At 42.1% G+C, this 16,492-nt stretch carries 12 protein-coding genes; 5 read left to right on the top strand and 7 right to left on the bottom strand.

Annotation, left to right across the window (positions count from 1 at the left end; translation table 11 throughout):
• Positions 1 to 5: 5 nt before the first annotated feature.
• Positions 6 to 1,298 carry a peptidylprolyl isomerase SurA gene (gene surA, locus N483_RS19720; RefSeq protein ID WP_023397614.1) on the bottom strand — a complete coding sequence of 431 codons (1,293 nt, stop codon included), beginning with the start codon at positions 1,296 to 1,298 and terminating at the stop codon, positions 6 to 8.
• Positions 1,299 to 1,312: 14 nt separating this feature from the next.
• A complete protein-coding gene (gene lptD / locus N483_RS19715; RefSeq protein WP_023397615.1) occupies positions 1,313 to 3,568 on the bottom strand; it encodes an LPS assembly protein LptD in 2,256 nt (751 codons plus the stop codon).
• Positions 3,569 to 3,664: 96 nt separating this feature from the next.
• On the opposite strand from lptD, the gene N483_RS19710 reads away from it, so the two are divergent.
• The 3 genes from N483_RS19710 to djlA are packed head-to-tail and all read left to right on the top strand — an operon-like array spanning position 3,665 to position 6,247.
• Complete coding sequence (locus tag N483_RS19710; protein ID WP_023397616.1) at positions 3,665 to 4,705, top strand: aminoglycoside phosphotransferase family protein; 1,041 nt, start codon at positions 3,665 to 3,667, stop codon at positions 4,703 to 4,705.
• Positions 4,702 to 5,379 (top strand): N-acetylmuramate alpha-1-phosphate uridylyltransferase MurU, encoded by a 678-nt coding sequence (gene murU / locus N483_RS19705; protein WP_023397617.1) that lies wholly within the window; start codon positions 4,702 to 4,704, stop codon positions 5,377 to 5,379. Before N483_RS19710 ends, murU begins: the two co-directional genes overlap by 4 nt.
• Entirely contained in the window at positions 5,369 to 6,247 is an 879-nt protein-coding gene (gene djlA / locus N483_RS19700; RefSeq protein ID WP_023397618.1) for a co-chaperone DjlA, read from the top strand. Before murU ends, djlA begins: the two co-directional genes overlap by 11 nt.
• A gap of 5 nt (positions 6,248 to 6,252) precedes the next feature.
• Here the strand turns inward: djlA and N483_RS19695 are convergent, their stop codons facing one another.
• Positions 6,253 to 7,125 carry a DUF3530 family protein gene (locus N483_RS19695; RefSeq protein ID WP_023397619.1) on the bottom strand — a complete coding sequence of 291 codons (873 nt, stop codon included), beginning with the start codon at positions 7,123 to 7,125 and terminating at the stop codon, positions 6,253 to 6,255.
• 119 nt (positions 7,126 to 7,244) lie between these two features.
• Here N483_RS19695 and N483_RS19690 point away from each other — a divergent pair, with 119 nt between their 5' ends.
• Together N483_RS19690 and nhaD are read left to right on the top strand one after the other, a co-directional pair.
• On the top strand, positions 7,245 to 8,183 hold the full coding sequence (locus N483_RS19690) for a DUF368 domain-containing protein (RefSeq protein WP_023397620.1): 939 nt from the start codon (positions 7,245 to 7,247) through the stop codon (positions 8,181 to 8,183).
• Between the two features lie 267 nt (positions 8,184 to 8,450).
• The gene (gene nhaD, locus N483_RS19685) at positions 8,451 to 9,896 is read left to right on the top strand and encodes a sodium:proton antiporter NhaD (RefSeq protein WP_023397621.1); all 1,446 of its coding nucleotides are present in this window, start codon (positions 8,451 to 8,453) and stop codon (positions 9,894 to 9,896) included.
• A gap of 30 nt (positions 9,897 to 9,926) precedes the next feature.
• Here the strand turns inward: nhaD and N483_RS19680 are convergent, their stop codons facing one another.
• The 4 genes from N483_RS19680 to N483_RS19665 form a co-directional block, all read right to left on the bottom strand.
• Positions 9,927 to 10,916 (bottom strand): 6-phosphofructokinase, encoded by a 990-nt coding sequence (locus N483_RS19680; protein ID WP_023397622.1) that lies wholly within the window; start codon positions 10,914 to 10,916, stop codon positions 9,927 to 9,929.
• A 70-nt stretch (positions 10,917 to 10,986) separates the two neighbouring features.
• Entirely contained in the window at positions 10,987 to 12,813 is a 1,827-nt protein-coding gene (locus N483_RS19675; protein ID WP_023397623.1) for a collagen-like protein, read from the bottom strand.
• Between the two features lie 166 nt (positions 12,814 to 12,979).
• Positions 12,980 to 13,378, bottom strand: a complete 399-nt coding sequence (locus tag N483_RS19670) for an MmcQ/YjbR family DNA-binding protein (RefSeq protein ID WP_023397624.1) — start codon at positions 13,376 to 13,378, stop codon at positions 12,980 to 12,982.
• A gap of 759 nt (positions 13,379 to 14,137) precedes the next feature.
• Complete coding sequence (locus tag N483_RS19665; protein ID WP_419555116.1) at positions 14,138 to 16,222, bottom strand: EAL domain-containing protein; 2,085 nt, start codon at positions 16,220 to 16,222, stop codon at positions 14,138 to 14,140.
• Positions 16,223 to 16,492: the final 270 nt, after the last annotated feature.

Below are 16,492 nucleotides of genomic sequence, written 5' to 3'. Positions count from 1 at the left end.
TCTTCTTATTTGCTCTCTAGTACTTCAACGTGAGCTTGCTCTCGCATTTCTCTCATCCATTTGAAGCTTTCTTCTTTGAATTTTCTTCTAAACAATAGTTGGTGCGCTCTATTCATTTTTGCTTGTTCAGTTTTATCTGCAACGCGCTTATCTAGAAGCTGTACAATATGCCAACCAAATTTACTGCGAAATGGTTCACTGATCTCATCTTGCTCAAGGCTTAACAGCGTGTCTCTAAATGCTGGCACATACGTAGTTGGATCTGTCCAATCGTATTCACCGCCTTTGAGTGCTGAGCCTGGATCTTGAGAATGCTCTTTTGCAAGTTCGGCAAAATCCGCTGTGCCAGCTCTTAAATCTTTGACGAACCCTGCTAACATATCACGGGCTTTTTCTTCGCTTAGAATAATAGACGGTTCTAATAGAATGTGTCTTGAGCGAACTTCAACTGTTTCGACAACCTCACGCCCTCTGACATCCTGAACTTTAACTATGTGGAAGCCAGCTCCTGAACGCAATGGACCAACTAATTCGTCTTTCTTTTTACCTTTGATGGCTTCGGCAAATAGCGTTGGCATCTCATTGATACCCATCCAGCCTAGCTGACCACCGTCAAGTGCATTGGCGCCACCTGATGAGGCGATTGCAATGCGCTTAAACTCTTTTCCGTCGTTTAAGAACTTAATGACGTTTTCTGCACGCTCTCTGGCTTCTGCAATTTCTTCAGGGTTTGCTTTGCTTTCTACTTTTATCAGAATGTGGCCGATATTGTATTCCTCGCTTTGACCTGTTTGTTGTGCGAGGATTTTATTCAAGTTATCGATTTCTTGTGGACTTATGTAAACTCTTCTATCAACTGCGCTGCGCTTAACTTGTCCGACCGTGATCTCTTTTCGTATTTCCTCTCGATAAGCTTGGAAACTGTCACCAGCTTCTTCAATTGAGTTGCGAAGGTCAACAATGGTGCCACCTTGCTCTTTTGCGATATTTGCTAAAGTCTGATCTAAATGGGCGTCAGAGATAGTTAGACCCATTCTATTTGCAAGCTGCAAAATTAAGGTTTCATCAATCAATTTATCAGTTGCTTGAATACGCAATACTTTGTCCGATGGTAACTCTGTACCTTGTTGACTTGCTTGTTCTTTGACTCGATTTACGATTTGATCTACTTCACTTTGAAGTACAACACCATCATTAACAGTGGCAACTACTTTGTCTATTTGTATGCGTTCAGCTAGCGCCGGCTGACATAGTGCGGCACTTAGTACGGGAATGAGTAACAGCTTTTTGAAATTCATAAGAGTCTTTGTTGTTAATTATTTAAAAAATAAGGTCTTCTATAACCAAATATACCTTGTTTCAGTAATTGGCTTGCATCGTATCTCGACTTGCTCCCCAACCCTTTTAACACAAAATTGAAATTTATGCTCGAGTCGAAAACCGGGTCTTGAAAATTTGTAGACTGATTCAAGTCCGTTTCTATGGTCCGGTTGCCTGTAATTTGAACAGCCCAGCAACACGATTCGTATTGCACACCGGCAAATACTTCAATACTGCGCTTACTTGTCAAATCGCGGTGGTAACTTGCAACCACTTGCCAATTGTCATCAATTGGTAAGCTGGTGAAGATACCGACTTGATCTATCTCATTACCTGAGACATCGTTAGCATAGTGATGGTTCAACTGTACCAGCTTTTTATTGTTGCCTCGATAGTCAATTGTCATATGCGAACGGATCAGGTCCTTTTCGTCGGCATCATATTGTATACCACCTGAAAAGTACCATCTTGGGTGCCAGTGTATTTTGGTCTCCGCTGCAAAAAGTGCATTGTAGTTATTGTCACCAAAACGTCCATCAAGCGTATTTTTTGTTGGTTTGACCGAGTCACTTAGATAAATGATTTGACCCATGCTAAAACTGAATCGCTCAATATTTTTATTGTCAAGCAAGCGAGTAGTTGCACCTAGAGTAAATTGATTTGCTTCAGAGATATAGTCGACGCTGGAAAAGCGACGTTCTCTAAACAAACCAAAAAAGTCATCCTGCATCTTTACAGTATCGTACTGGCCGATTTTGCTTTGATCCTTTTTAGGTGTGTATAAATATTGGATCTGAGGTTCTAATGTTTGCGTACCATCGGCGAGTAAGAAATGTGTGCTTCGCTCCAAGTTTAATTGTCCGTGCAAACGGACCTTAGGTAACGTGCGTGAAGTTGATTCTGCGTATTCACTCTCACTAAAATGACCATTTTGTTCATAATGCGTATGCAGAAGAGCAAACTTTGAGTCGAATGACCAAGCGTAATCACTGAGGTTGTAGGTTACACTTGGCTCAAGGTGAAGACGGGTTGCGTCCGTGATTTGAGCATCACTGTTCTTAAAGTGACTCATTTGTCCAGTGAAACGCCAGTCAGCGCCTAGGTACTCTTCTGGAGTACGGTTTTTAATTGTGATTTCTGGAAACGCAGAGTAGGATTCTACGTGGTTACCCAATACTTCAAAATTTTGTACCTGCAAATCGACAAGCCAATCTTCTCCAAGATAGCTTAGTTGGCCTTTTCGCGCCAAATGAGTATCCGTTTGATTTGCGTAGTTTGATCCTAAGTCTGTTAAGTAATTGTCATCACTCACATTCGTTACATCAATATTTGCACGCCAAAAATCGTTAAAATAACTTTTTTGCTGCCAATGAACTAAATAACGTTCATCTAAATTTGCTTCTGATTTGTCGTTGCTCAATATCTCAGCTGCGATAGTTCCGGTATGTTGTTCTGTTAAATAGCGGAATTCGCCCTGCAATTGCAGCCCTTTGTTTGACATATACCTAGGAGTCAGTAATGCGTCATAATTTTCTGCAAGGTTGAAATAATAAGGCGTGACGATTTCTAGACCATATCTATTTGAACTAGATAGCGTCGGGGTGAGTAATCCAGACTTTCTTTTATCGTCAATTGGAAATGTGAAATAAGGGATATAAACAACAGGCGTATCGAGTATCTTTAAAACGGAGTTATATGTTTCTCCCCAGCCTTTTTCTTTGTCCAGAGAAATTGTACTTGCTTCGAGTTCCCAAAAAGGGTTGTCGCTTGGGCAGGTTGTGAAGCTTGAGTTGAACAGGTCGACTTGGGTTGATGTTGCACGAAGTTTTTCAGCTTTCCCTTTACCTTGTTGTTGAGTCAATTGATACTGTGCGCCGAGCAAGCTAAATTCACTTTGACTGAGATCGGCATACATACCTGAACTATTGACCATGGTGTAGTCATCTTGAAAGAGCAAGGGGCCCGAAGCATGCAGAAGCCCTTTCTGCTTATCTATCAGTGCGCTCTCGGCTGTGACGGTCATGGTGTTGGTACTAACAGCAACATCCCCTGAAAACTCAGCACTTTCTTTACCCTGAAGTTCGACTTTATTGGCTTGAATATCGATGGTGTCGGGTAGCAAACCGGTCATAGGTTGCCAGTTTTTTGGCTGAAGATAGTCTTTACAGAGCCCGCTAACAGTGTTCGAATTAGCTATAGCCTGTGTACTAATAAGGGGTAGGACTAAAATGCCCCAGTTTTTGTTCATTTATCGACCTTGTCTACCTAGCACCACGATTCAGCCAGACATAATAAATGAAAACAGTGTTAAATACAGTAATTAAGATCAGTAATTGGTGAAAATATGGCGAGCCCAACTCTAACACTTGCATTGCAACGAAAAGAACAAAGAATACGCTTTGTCGAGACACATATTAAACAACTTAAACAAGATGATGATGAATTGAACATCTCTGCTATTACAGGAGATGCAAGCTTTAGATTATATTTTCGCGTTCGCACAACACAGTCTGAGCATATCTTAATGGATGTACCACCAGAAAAAGGCTCGATTGAAGCATTTGTTCACCTCAATCATGTTTTTTCTCAAGGTGGATTGGCTGTACCAGAGATATTGGCTTTCGATATCGAGCTTGGGTTTGTGCTGTTGGAAGATTTGGGGTCGGTCCATCTTGCAGATATTATTGCTCAGCAAGGGGATTACAGTTGTTACAGTGAGTTACTTGCTTGGTTGCCGCAAATTGCAACGCTTGAAGTATCTAAATGGATGAACACTTATGACGCAGCGTTTATCGAGCAGGAGATAAACATTTTTAAATCTTGGTTACTGGAATCTTGGCTGAATTATAGGTGCACCGCTGAGGTAACGCACAATTGGCAACTATTAGTTACCCGCCTTAGCGAGTCTATGGTAGCGCAGCCTCAAGTTGTAATGCATCGAGACTTCCACAGCCGCAATATTATGTATAGCCAAGCCCGTGGGCGTCTTATTGACTATCAAGACGCAGTAGTGGGCCCTGTTTGTTATGATGCTGTTTCGCTGCTAAAGGATTGCTATCTTAAGTTGCCGTCACAACAGTTTGAGCAATTGAAGAGAGAAAGTTATCAGCACCTTTCAGACGCCGGATTACTCCCTGATATGTCTTTTGCACAATATGAAGAGTATTTTAATTTAACAGGACTACAAAGGCATTTAAAAGCGGCAGGTATTTTCGCTCGGTTACATTTGCGAGATGACAAACCTGGCTACTTACCAAGCATATTACCAACTATAAATTACATCGTGGAAACTGCGGAGATGTTTACTGAGTTTCAATGGCTTGCAACTTGGTTACAATCCGAGATAATACCTATGATAGAAAAGAAATTAACAGAATCATTATGAAAGCAATGATCTTAGCCGCTGGTCGCGGGCAGCGTATGATGCCCTTGACCGCAGATATGCCAAAACCTTTATTAGAAGTTGGCAATAAGCCATTAATTGAATACCACCTCGAAAGATTAAAGTTGGCAGGTATTACGCAAGTGGTGATCAATTTAGCGTGGCAAGGCGACAAAATAGAACGCTATTTTGGTGATGGCAAGCGTTTGGGTATGCAAATTGACTACAGTTACGAGCCCGAGGGGGGGCTGGAAACCGCCGGTGGAATTGTTAAAGCAATGCCGATGTTGTGCAAAGATCATGATACTTTTATTGTGATTAATGGTGATATCTTTACCGATTATGATGTGCATGCGTTAAGTCAGTTACAACTTATGCCCGCAGAAGCACACCTAGTTTTGGTGGAAAACCCACCTCACAACCCCGCTGGAGATTTTCGTTTAAGTCACCAACCAGCCAATGAGCAAACTTATACATTTTCTGGTATCGGGCTGTATCATAGGGCATTTTTTGACAACCTTTCAGTAGAAAAAATTCCACTTGGACCAATGTTAAGATCTGGAATAGAGGAAGGGGTGGTTTCTTGTGAATTGTACGTCGGGGTATGGCATGATATAGGTACACCAGAGCGACTGTCTGAGATCAACGCAGCCTTGGAGGCTAGTAATGTGGGGTAAAATTCTAGGTACTGGGTTTGGTTTTTTGTTTGGGAAATGGCTTGGAGCTGCCCTTGGATTTTATTTGGGCCATTTGTTTGATAAAAGCTTAAAGCAAGACTTTGACAAGGCTGGTGGGTTTCAAGGTTTTTTTAGTGGCGATGACCTAAATGAACGTCAAGCACTGTTCTTTTCTAGCTGCTTTGCGGTTATGGGCCATATCGCGAAATCTAACGGTAGAGTGAGCGAGGTGCATATCCGTGCCGCTTCAGCTTTTATGGATGAGATGGCTCTACATGGTGACGACCGCAAAGAAGCACAAAGTGCCTTCAACTCTGGTAAGCAAAGTGACTTTTCTATTAAAGAAGCTGTAGGGGACTTTAAAGAGGCATTTGCACGACGCTATGATTTATTGCAGCTGTTTTTAGAGATTCAAATTCAAATGGCGTTTTCAGACGGCCACCTTTCCAGCAAGGAGTTGGAACTGCTGAAATTGGTCAGTAAATTTTTAGGTATTGGTAACAAGCACTTTAATTTCGTATTAAAACGCTATCAAGCAGAATTTAAGTTCAGACAGCAGCGGGCTCAATGGCAATCGCAGCAGCAAAGTCGTCATTCACAAAGTAGTTTTAGGCAAGAGCGTGAACAGTCGGGTAACTACCGCCAAAACACAGCCGCTAGCACTGATGTATCCAAGGAGCATGCATTAGCCGTGTTAGGACTTGAGCAAGGTGCAAGTGATAAAGAGATTAAACGTGCATACCGTAAATTGATGGCACAGCATCATCCAGACAAATTGGTATCTCAAGGGTTACCTGAACATATGATGGAAGTTGCAAAAGCCAAATCGCAAAGTATTCAAGCGGCCTACGAAGTGCTTAAAAAATAGCACGTCTAGAGCTGTCTTAAAAAACCAGAAAGTTCTTTTCGCAATCTATAATGTTGGTTTTGTTGGGAGTTTTGGCCGAAAAGCTCCCTTTGACGATAATCGTATTTACTATTTCTTTTTGCCCATCGACGTCTATCTTTGATTGTGTGAAGCACAGCAGGGTTATCGTATGAATAAAAAACGTCTAGCAGTGCTGGGCTTACCAGCGATAAACTTGCTGCGAGGTGCTTGTTTCTATTTGGGTTTGCAAGTTGAGCGCTGACAGTGACCAAAGCATCCACACGTATTTTGGGCAGCGTAGCTAGATACTCGGCAAATAACCCCGCACTGTTGCCAAACGCAACAATGGCAATGTGCTCATGTTCACGTAGCGCCAAAGTTTTATATAGCGCATCAAAGCGTGCCACAAGTTCAGTTTTGTAATCATTTAGGGCGGATTCGCTTATCGCAGAGATAACAGTTTGTCGCGGTGCGTTTGATTCGCTTTTGGCTGTATTTGCAATGGCGTCTTGCATTAAGTCGGCGTTGGCATTGAAACCGGGCGAGGGGATCACATAGGTGTCGTAGCCATCATCATTGAGTGCCTCACGCAAGTAACTCAGACCGTTTCCTTGTAAAGGCGACTGCTCTATGCCTGGCAGCATGACAATAATACCTCGCTTGCTACCACTCATATATTCGGAGAAAAGCACAGGGATCTCTCTGTCATCGTCTTTGATAGTAATGAAAGAGTCGCTGGGCAACCAGTAACTCAAATCGGCTTCTATTACTTCGACTTTGGCTACAGGTGCAATGTGCTCTATTGCTAAACTCTGGTTTTTGAATGCGGCGATAGTGCATAAAAAAATAATTAAATGTGAAATTATCGTATGTTTCATCGAGTATTCGTCAAATCCGCTGCGGCTAACTTAAGTATCGACTAAAAACCAGCGAGCTTTAGTATTTTAATTCGGGAATTTGATACACTGTGCGGGTATCAAATTATGGAGGTTCAAAAGTGTCTAAAGTGGCAGATAGCAAACGTGATTATATTTGGCTGTTTTTTAAAGGTGCAGGTATGGGCGCTGCGGACGTTGTTCCAGGTGTTTCCGGGGGGACAATTGCTTTTATTACCGGTATCTATGCACGCCTTTTAGCCGCAATTAAAAATGTCAACGTAGCCGCTTTACAGATGGTTTTGAAGGGGAAAATAAAAGATGCGTGGGCACATGTTGACGGAAACTTTTTGCTAGCTGTATTTGGAGGGCTATTTACCAGTGCTTTATCACTGGCAAAAATTATTACCTATCTGCTAGACAATCATCAGCAGCTGGTTTGGTCATTCTTTTTTGGGTTGATCATCGCCTCATTTGTGTACATTGCAAAACAGGTGGAGCGCTGGCAGCTTAAGCACATTGCAAGTTGTGTTGTTGGAGCGCTGATAGCACTGGTGATTACATCATTGAGTCCAGCGGAAGCTCAGGCACAACCTTGGTTTTATTTCGTTGCTGGAAGCATTGCAATTTGCGCGATGATTTTGCCCGGTATTTCTGGGAGCTTTATTTTGCTTTTGTTGGGAATGTATGGACATGTCTTAAATGCGGTGAATGATCGTGACTTTGCTCTGGTTGGCTTGTTCTTGATTGGATGTGTGTGTGGGCTGATGATGTTTTCAAGATTTTTATCGTGGCTCTTGGCACGATTTGAACAAGTTACATTTGCTTTGTTGTCTGGTTTTCTCATCGGCTCATTAAACATGTTGTGGCCATGGAAAAAGGTCGTGACAACCTATGTCAATTCGAGCGGCGTTGAAAAGCCTCTAATGCAAAAAAATATTTCACCGATGGAGTTTACGCAAGTCACGGGTCAAGATGCCCAGTTACTACTTTGCTCAGTACTGGCTGTTGTAGGACTGATGTTAATACTAGCGCTAGATAAGCTTAGCCATCAGGACTAACCTAATTGCTAAATCGAGCCACTTTCTATGTGGCTCATTTTTTGTCGTTTGAGCTTCCCATTGCTCTTTTTACCTGAGCCAACAAAATCAAGTTAACGAAATAATCATAATTCCGCGATATCATAAGGTTCGCCATGTTAGCTCATGCTTTCACCTGTTTTTTCGTAAACCAGCTGTAAAAATTAGACTAGAGTACAATGCCACAAGTGTAAAAAGTGTGTTACTTTCTGGCGAAGATGTACTCACTAAACAAGGAAACACCTTGAAATGAAACTTGTAGGGATAAGTTGCCTGCTATTGTTCTGTTTGCTGGGGATCAATTTTTCAGCGTTTGCTTCTACTACTCAACTCGATTTGACCGCTAACACTTTGGGTTTTATATGCATAGCCATTTTTGTGGTTGCCTATACCCTTGTAATGCTGGAAGAAAAATTACATATGCGAAAGTCAAAACCGGTTTTGGTTGCCGCTGGGTTAATTTGGATTTTAATTGGCGCTTATTATATTGAGCAAGGCATGCCAGATGCAACTGAGCATGCTTTTCGCCATAACCTACTCGAGTTTGCAGAACTCATGCTGTTTTTGTTAGTGGCAATGACGTATATCAATGCACTGGAAGAGCGCAGGTTATTCGACTCGCTTCGCGCATGGATGGTAAGAAAAGAATTCAACTACAAAACCCTGTTTTGGCTAACGGGCTTTTTGTCATTTTTTATTTCACCTATTGCCGATAATTTAACTACAGCTTTGTTAATGTGCGCCGTGATCATGAAAGTAGCGGAAGGAGACAAAAAGTTTATCAATCTAAGTTGTATCAATATCGTTGTCGCTGCAAACGCAGGTGGAGCCTTTAGCCCATTTGGTGATATCACTACACTGATGGTGTGGCAGGCCGGGATGGTTAAGTTTAATGAGTTTTTTGTATTGCTCGTGCCGTCAATTGCAAACTATGTGGTACCGGCGGCGATAATGAGTCTGTTTGTTCCAAATAAGAAACCCTCCGCGAGCTGTGAAAGCGTTGAGCTTAAACGCGGTGCGCTGCGAATTTTGACTTTGTTTTTATTAACCGTTGCTACAGCCGTAATGTGCCACAGTTTACTACATTTACCACCGGTGCTTGGCATGATGATGGGGTTGGGTTATTTACAGTTTTTTGGTTATTTCTTACGAGTCACACTGCCTGGATCTTTAGCGCGCAAAATGGCGATGGCAGAGCGCGAAGGAGACAAAGAGCGACTCAAGAAGTTGGGTAGTGTGGTGCCATTTGATGTGTTTAGTAAAGTGTCCCGTGCGGAATGGGATACGTTGTTGTTCTTTTATGGCATTGTTATGTGCGTTGGTGGACTTGGCTTTTTGGGATATCTCAATTTAATGTCTCATATTTTATATGGTGGCTGGTCTGCAACTGGGGCAAACGTATTCTTAGGGGTGATATCTGCGGTGATCGATAATATTCCGGTGATGTTCGCCGTTTTGTCAATGCAGCCTGAAATGTCCCATGGACAATGGCTACTGATCACGTTAACAGCTGGTGTCGGGGGCAGTTTACTGTCAATCGGTTCCGCAGCGGGTGTTGCCTTGATGGGACAAGCCAGAGGAAACTATACGTTTTTTGGTCACTTGAAGTGGACACCTGTGATTGCATTGGGATATGCCGCAAGTATTTTGGTTCACCTTTGGTTGAATGCTGATCTTTTTGATATTTATGGCTAAATCATCGTCTTTAAAGAGCGAGTTAGGGCGTTAAGTTAGTTGGCAGATCTGATGGTAGGCCAAACGTAATGCTTGGTCTACCGGTTTACTTTGCTCTGTTGCTCGGATAATGCAGTTTGTTGAGATTTGTCCATGTACTTTGCCGACCATAATACCCGATCTATTTTTAGCAGCCCTTACCGCTTCAATGCCTAGCTCCGTCGCTAGAATGCGATCTTCTGGACATGGGTTGCCGCCTCGTTGAATGTAGCCTAAAACGCATACTGCGCTCTCAATATTTGCGGTTTCTCGCAGCGCAGCTTGTAGGCCATGGGGTCCCCCAGGCCATAAATTCTCTGCCAGAACAATAACAAAGCCACTGTGGTTGTGTTGCCGCTGAGATTGGATCTGGTTTATTAAGTCAGCTTTTACTTGCTCTAAATTTGTACTGTCGCAATTTTCGAACGATAATATGGCTTCAGCACCTGTAGCTAGCCCGACATTGAACGCAATATGGCCACTGTGGCGTCCCATGACCTCAACAATAAATACGCGTTCAAAGGCATTTGCAGTGTCACGAATTTTGTCGATTGCATGTGTTGCCGTGCTCACAGCAGTCGCAAAGCCAATGGTTTTGTCAGTACACGCCAAGTCGTTATCTATTGTTGCTGGTATGCCAATTAGGTGTCCATGCCAATATGGTTGTAATGCCATCATTCCCCGAAATGAACCGTCCCCACCAACCACAATCAGCGCATCAATATTGTGTCGCGTAAGTGTACCGGCCACTTGTTCAACACCTTCATTGTTATGCATTTCTTTACAGCGTGCGCTTTTTAAAATGGTGCCACCCAATTGAATAATAGGCGCCACCAAATCAACGGTTAGTTCTTTGAATTCATCGAGCATTAGGCCATTGTATCCATGAAAAAAGCCCAAGCATTGGATGTTTTGTTCGTGACAGGCGAGTACAATCGAGCGAATGGCAGCATTCATGCCTGGCGCATCGCCGCCGCTGGTGATAAGTGCTATGCGTTTCATAAAACCCCCTCAGTATTTAAGGTGCGATGCTAGCTTTATCCTAGACAGCGATGCTCAAATGTCAAAAATGTTACTGACTCGACAATGACCAAATAGAAATGCTGCCAGAGATCTCGTTACCTACAACTAACAAAGCTTCACCTGTCGGGCTTTGCGCTTGGTCAATAAAAACCATTCCTTCGGGAGCAAGATCGCCACTTATCTCAGCATCGGCTTCCAAGCCTCGGTTGATCATGTAAGTATTCATGGTGACATTGAAAGGGTTGGTCACGTCATAAATGAGAATTCCACCCATGCGTTCTAGGCCAATAAAGGCGTAAGTACGGTCATTTATCTGTCCGATGGCAAGTGCTTCGGGTTCAGCTCCTTTGGCATCTGAGCGTGTATCTCCCTTGTTTTCATCTTCATCATTATTGAATGCTGAGCCGTGAATTGCGGCTGTAATCTTGCCAATCTCATCCCCAGAATCATAGACTCTATAGCCGTTGTGGTCCCAAATCGAGAAAGATCGCGCGCCGTAAGTATAGAGTGCTTCGTATTGGTTATCTTTGTCAGCATCTCCTAATACTGTACTGACCTTTAATCTGCCAATATCTTGGTCGTCATTATTCACATAGTCAAAGTTGTTACCCAGCGTTAAATCTTCCGCCCTGACCTCATCGGTATACGCTAAGCAGCCATCGTCTTTGTCGTATTCAAGGCCGCCATCCGCTAAACAAGTGTTTTCATCAGGAGAGTCAAAGAAGTACTCTCTGCCATCTCCTTCGTTGGCAGAAATGATAAAGTTTGCGCCTTGCCATTGATAAGCCGATATTGAATCCGGCTGATACATACCGTAGAGCCCTGGGTATGATGAAAAGTTAATTGCGTTGTCTTTATCAGAGGCGTCTAACGTCCACTTCCCCCAGTCTTTAAAACCGAGACCATGAATAGATAGACTGTTGTCTTTGAGGTCAACTTTTGCGATGGCATTATTTTCTTGTAATGAAATATAGGCATAGCGGCTATCTTTGCTGATTGTGACGTATTCTGGCTCAAGATCCATAGAAACAGTGGTCTTTATCTCTTTGCCTTTAATGGTTCTACCAGTCGGATTGGCAAATACAACCCCTTGTTTGGATAGTGTTGCCATTTGATCATCAAACTGGTTGAAGTTTAGGATCGTAGCATTATCTTCAACTTGGCCGTTATTGATCGCGATTACGGCTATGCTACCTTCGGGATCAATACTGTAGTCACCTTTGGGCTCGCCTTCATTGGCGACAATGACTTTGGCGCCATCTGGTGTAAATGTTACCATATCTGGTAAATAACCAACGCTAACAGATTTGATAAATACAGGCTTAGAAGCCGAAATGTCAAAAAATGCGATTTTACCAGCTTGACCAGTTTCTTTGGCTATCGCAACAGCAAGCAAGTTCCCGTGAATTGCTAAACTATTCGCATCTCCGCTTTCATGCTCGTTTAAGTTTACTGTCTCTTTGCTTTGCAGGTTTGTGCCTGTGATAACTCCGCGTGCGTTTTTGGTGAGCGAATCTGTATCCATTTGCCCAATCTCGATAATTTCAACTGTCGCAGGGGTTGCAGAGCTATTAAGTGCAAAGATACGTTGGCTAGGGGCATGGTAACCGACAATTTCAGCAGCCCCTTCAGGGCTTTGTGCGTTAAGAACTGCACGGCCAACCAGTACTGGCGTTAATTGCGCATGAGCATTAACTCCAGGCTGTCCTGCTGCACCTGGCGTGCCTTGATCGCCTTTTTCCCCCGCTGGCCCGGTCTCGCCAATTTTCCCCTCAGCGCCATCAATTCCATTTGTGCCATTATTACCATCGTCGCCATCAAGTGAACAACCGGTAAAGAGGGCTGAAAGGACAAAGGGAAGTAAGATTTTTTTCATAGTCGTCTGTTCCTAAAACATCTGTATTTTGATGCGCATAATTAACCACAACAAATTTACAGCAGGGTGACAGAACCATCAGAAAGGAGAAAAGTAGTGCTAAAGGGTAAGGGGTTTAAGCAGGGGAGGGTTAAATGGCCCTCGCACACAGTGCGAGGGAGGCCAATTAATTACCACCAGAAGTGATACGGTTTAACTCTTCACGTTGTGCTGTAGGCAGGTTATCCACAACAATGTTGTAAGAGTCATCAATTAACTTTTGCAATTCGTCTTCAGGAATGCTGCCATCAAGCACAATGGTATTCCAAAGACGCTTGTTCATATGGTATCCAGGTACAATCGATGAATATTTGTCACGAAGTAACAAGGCTTCATCAGGGTCGCATTTTAAATTTAGCCACCACACTGGTTCACCATTTTCATTTGTTTGGCCTTCTTTACCTTCATAAAGCGTTGCAAACATTTTATGTTGCACTTTATACACATCTACTTCTTGTGCAAACGGCTTGGTAATAAAGGTCCCAGGCTTTGCCTGTAAATAATTATGTACACTCTTCTGATCCATAGCCCGTGTCCTTGAAAAAACTATATTAATTAAAACAACATGGGGCTAATTTTAGCAGCTATTGAGAGAATTCTGTAATGAGTAAGGCCTGTTATGCAAAATGTCATGAAATAACAAACATACTTGACATATTCAAGCTGAACAGTATTCGTCTAATTACATAAATTAAATTTACAATCCATTGAAATTTATTAAATTAGATTAGATAAGTTCAAAAAATATGCCTATTCGGTCTTTCTCATTCTAAAACCATCTCAAGTAGTGCTTAATAAGCACTACTGTGGAGTAGCTGCAAACTACACCATGACCAAATGATCTATCAAGTACCGCCTAAACTACTTAATACTAACTTTAGCCTAGTATTCGTAAATTCACTATTACGTTTTACCAAACTCGATATTACGCTAAGCAAGAATCCAAAATTAGCATCACTTTTCTCACCTTAAATGAGCCGATAATGTGGCAAAATTCACATTTTCAGCATTCAAACGGAGAGAATTTATCAGCTAAACCCAATAATATTTTGTTTATTAAGGAATTTTTCCTCTTACGTTAGCGAATTACCGATTTTTAGTACTAAAGAATTGGCAATCACTTGTATCTTCAAGGCTGGTATTAAATTAAATAATGCAATATTTTGCAACAATTTTGTGTTTTTGATTGGTTTTTATCCGTAAAAAGTGGGTATAGGGGGCTTAAGTGGTGGTTGTAGGCTTGTCTACTAAAAGGGATTTATGAACTCATGACACTAAAAAAGAGTTAGTTTACAAGTTGCAGATTTGGCTTTTCACCTGTCTCCGCTTGTAAAAAGCGTTCAAACTCTTCGCTAGAAAGGGGCTTTGAGTAGTAATACCCCTGGATTGTTTGGCATTCAAGCTGTTTCAAAAGCGTTAATTGCTCTTCTTCTTCGACACCTTCGGCCACTACGTGCAGGTCGAGGTTATGGGCAATGGTGACGATAGAGTCGACCATGTTTCGACCTCGCTCACTTTCCATATCGTCGATAAATGCTTTGTCTACTTTCAGCGTATTAAGTGGAAATTGCTTTAAGTAAGCTAAAGACGAATAACCTGTACCAAAATCATCCATCGCAAGGTGTATCCCGCGAGAGCTCAGCGAGCGCATAATTGAAATCGCTTCTTGTGGATCGTCCATAACCGTACCTTCGGTGATTTCAAGCTCCAAGAAATACGAAGGAAGTTGATTTTTTTGCAAGATAATATCTATACGGGCTGTTAAATCAGGGAGGCTAAATTGTTTTGCTGATAAATTGACTGCAACTCGGCCATTAAACAAGCCTTTGTCAACCCAGCGTTTAACATCTTTACAGGCTTTATCTAGCACCACTTCACCGATTTCAATAATTTGCCCTGTTTCTTCGGCGATAGGAATAAATACGCCTGGGCTAATAATGCCTTTCTTCGGTGTGATAAATCGTACTAATGCCTCCATTCCAACCAATTTACCTGTGCGGATATCCATTTTAGGTTGGTAATAAACAACAAAATGGTCTTCTTTCAAACCGAAGCGCATTAAGTTTTCTATTTGCAACCTTTTGACTGCTTGCTCATTCATTGAGTCATTGAAAAACAGGTAATGGTTACCTTTTTGCTTTGCATGATACATCGCGGTATCGGCATTTTTTAACAGGATCTCAGGGGTATTACCGTCTTCTGGAAACAATACAATACCTACAGAAGACGTAATAACCAGTTCGTGATTTGCCATCTTAAATGGGGTGGCAATGGCTGCTAAGAATTGTTTTGCGACTTTTGTGATGGTGTGTATGTCGTTGGTACCAGACATCACCAGTGCAAATTCGTCACCGCCTAAACGATAGAAGGTATCCTGCTGGCGACACAGTTTGTTAAGCCTCATAGCCAATTTCGAAAGTAAGCTATCACCTAGCTGGTGGCCAAGTGAATCATTGATCTTTTTAAAGTTATCAAGGTCAAACACCAAAAGGGCATGATGTGTGCCCTGTTGTGAGAGCTTTTTTAAATTAGTAAAGAATAAGTTTCTGTTTGGCAGGCCTGTTATGCGATCTCGGTTTGAAAGGTTATGCAATTGTGATTCTGCTTTCTTTCTTTCTGTTAAATCTGAAAAAACAACCACATAGTTAGTGACATGACCATGGCTATTTTTGATTTCGTCGATGGTCACCTCGATTGGTAACATATTGCCTTTTTGGTCGTATATCTTCAGTTCTTCCTGCCAGTGCTCAGTCTCTTTCAGTGCCGACTTTATTTGCCTGATAAAACGACTGTCATACCCTGGTAGTTGAAAGTCTGATTCTATGTATTGTGCACGCTTGCCACCAAACACCCGAATGTAGCTGGGGTTTAAATCTACTAGCTTAAAATTATGATCATAGATAGCGATGGCGTCGGTAAGGGACTCAACACACTTAGCGAATAAGTTGAGGCGCTCCTCAGTACTTTTTAAATGGTTGATATCACGTACGGTCCCTGTCATTCTCAGCGGATTAAGGTTATCGTCTTTACTGATAACCTTGCCCTTGTCTAAGACCCAGTGATACTGATTTAAATTATCTCTCAACCGGTATGAAGCTTCAAAAAAGGCGGTCTTTTCGGCGAAGTGCAGTTTAAGCTGTTTTTCAACAAGTGGAATGTCTTGTGGATGTATTCGCTTAGCGTTAGGTATAAAGTGATTACTTTTTTCTTCGTTTAACGCATATTTATCATTGATACGTATGATATCACCAGATTGGATATTCCAATCCCACAGGGTATCACCACTTCCTTCTACGGTACTTTTTAACCATTTTTCCGACATGCGTAAGTTGTCGAGATTTTTTGCTGCTTTGCGGTTAATAATGAGCATCACAAAAAATGGCGTCAAGCACAACATGACAACAGCCAAAAAAAGCAAAGGGTTGTTCGACAGCGGCTCTAAAATGACATGTGCGTGTACAGGGGTACTCAGAGCTAAAAGATAAATAAGAGCCAATAAGTTTCTTATATTGTTTTTATATACCATAGTGTACAAGATTAATACATTCATCGTTAATCTAATCGAAACAGCTATCCTGAGTCAAAGCATAATTGATGAAATGTGGAAAGAGTCGGTTAGAATTTAGGATTTTTGTACCTT

Source organism: Pseudoalteromonas luteoviolacea NCIMB 1944 (genome assembly GCF_001625565.1).
In the GTDB taxonomy this organism is placed as follows: domain Bacteria; phylum Pseudomonadota; class Gammaproteobacteria; order Enterobacterales; family Alteromonadaceae; genus Pseudoalteromonas; species Pseudoalteromonas luteoviolacea_F.
This window is presented reverse-complemented; position numbering and strand designations above follow the sequence as displayed.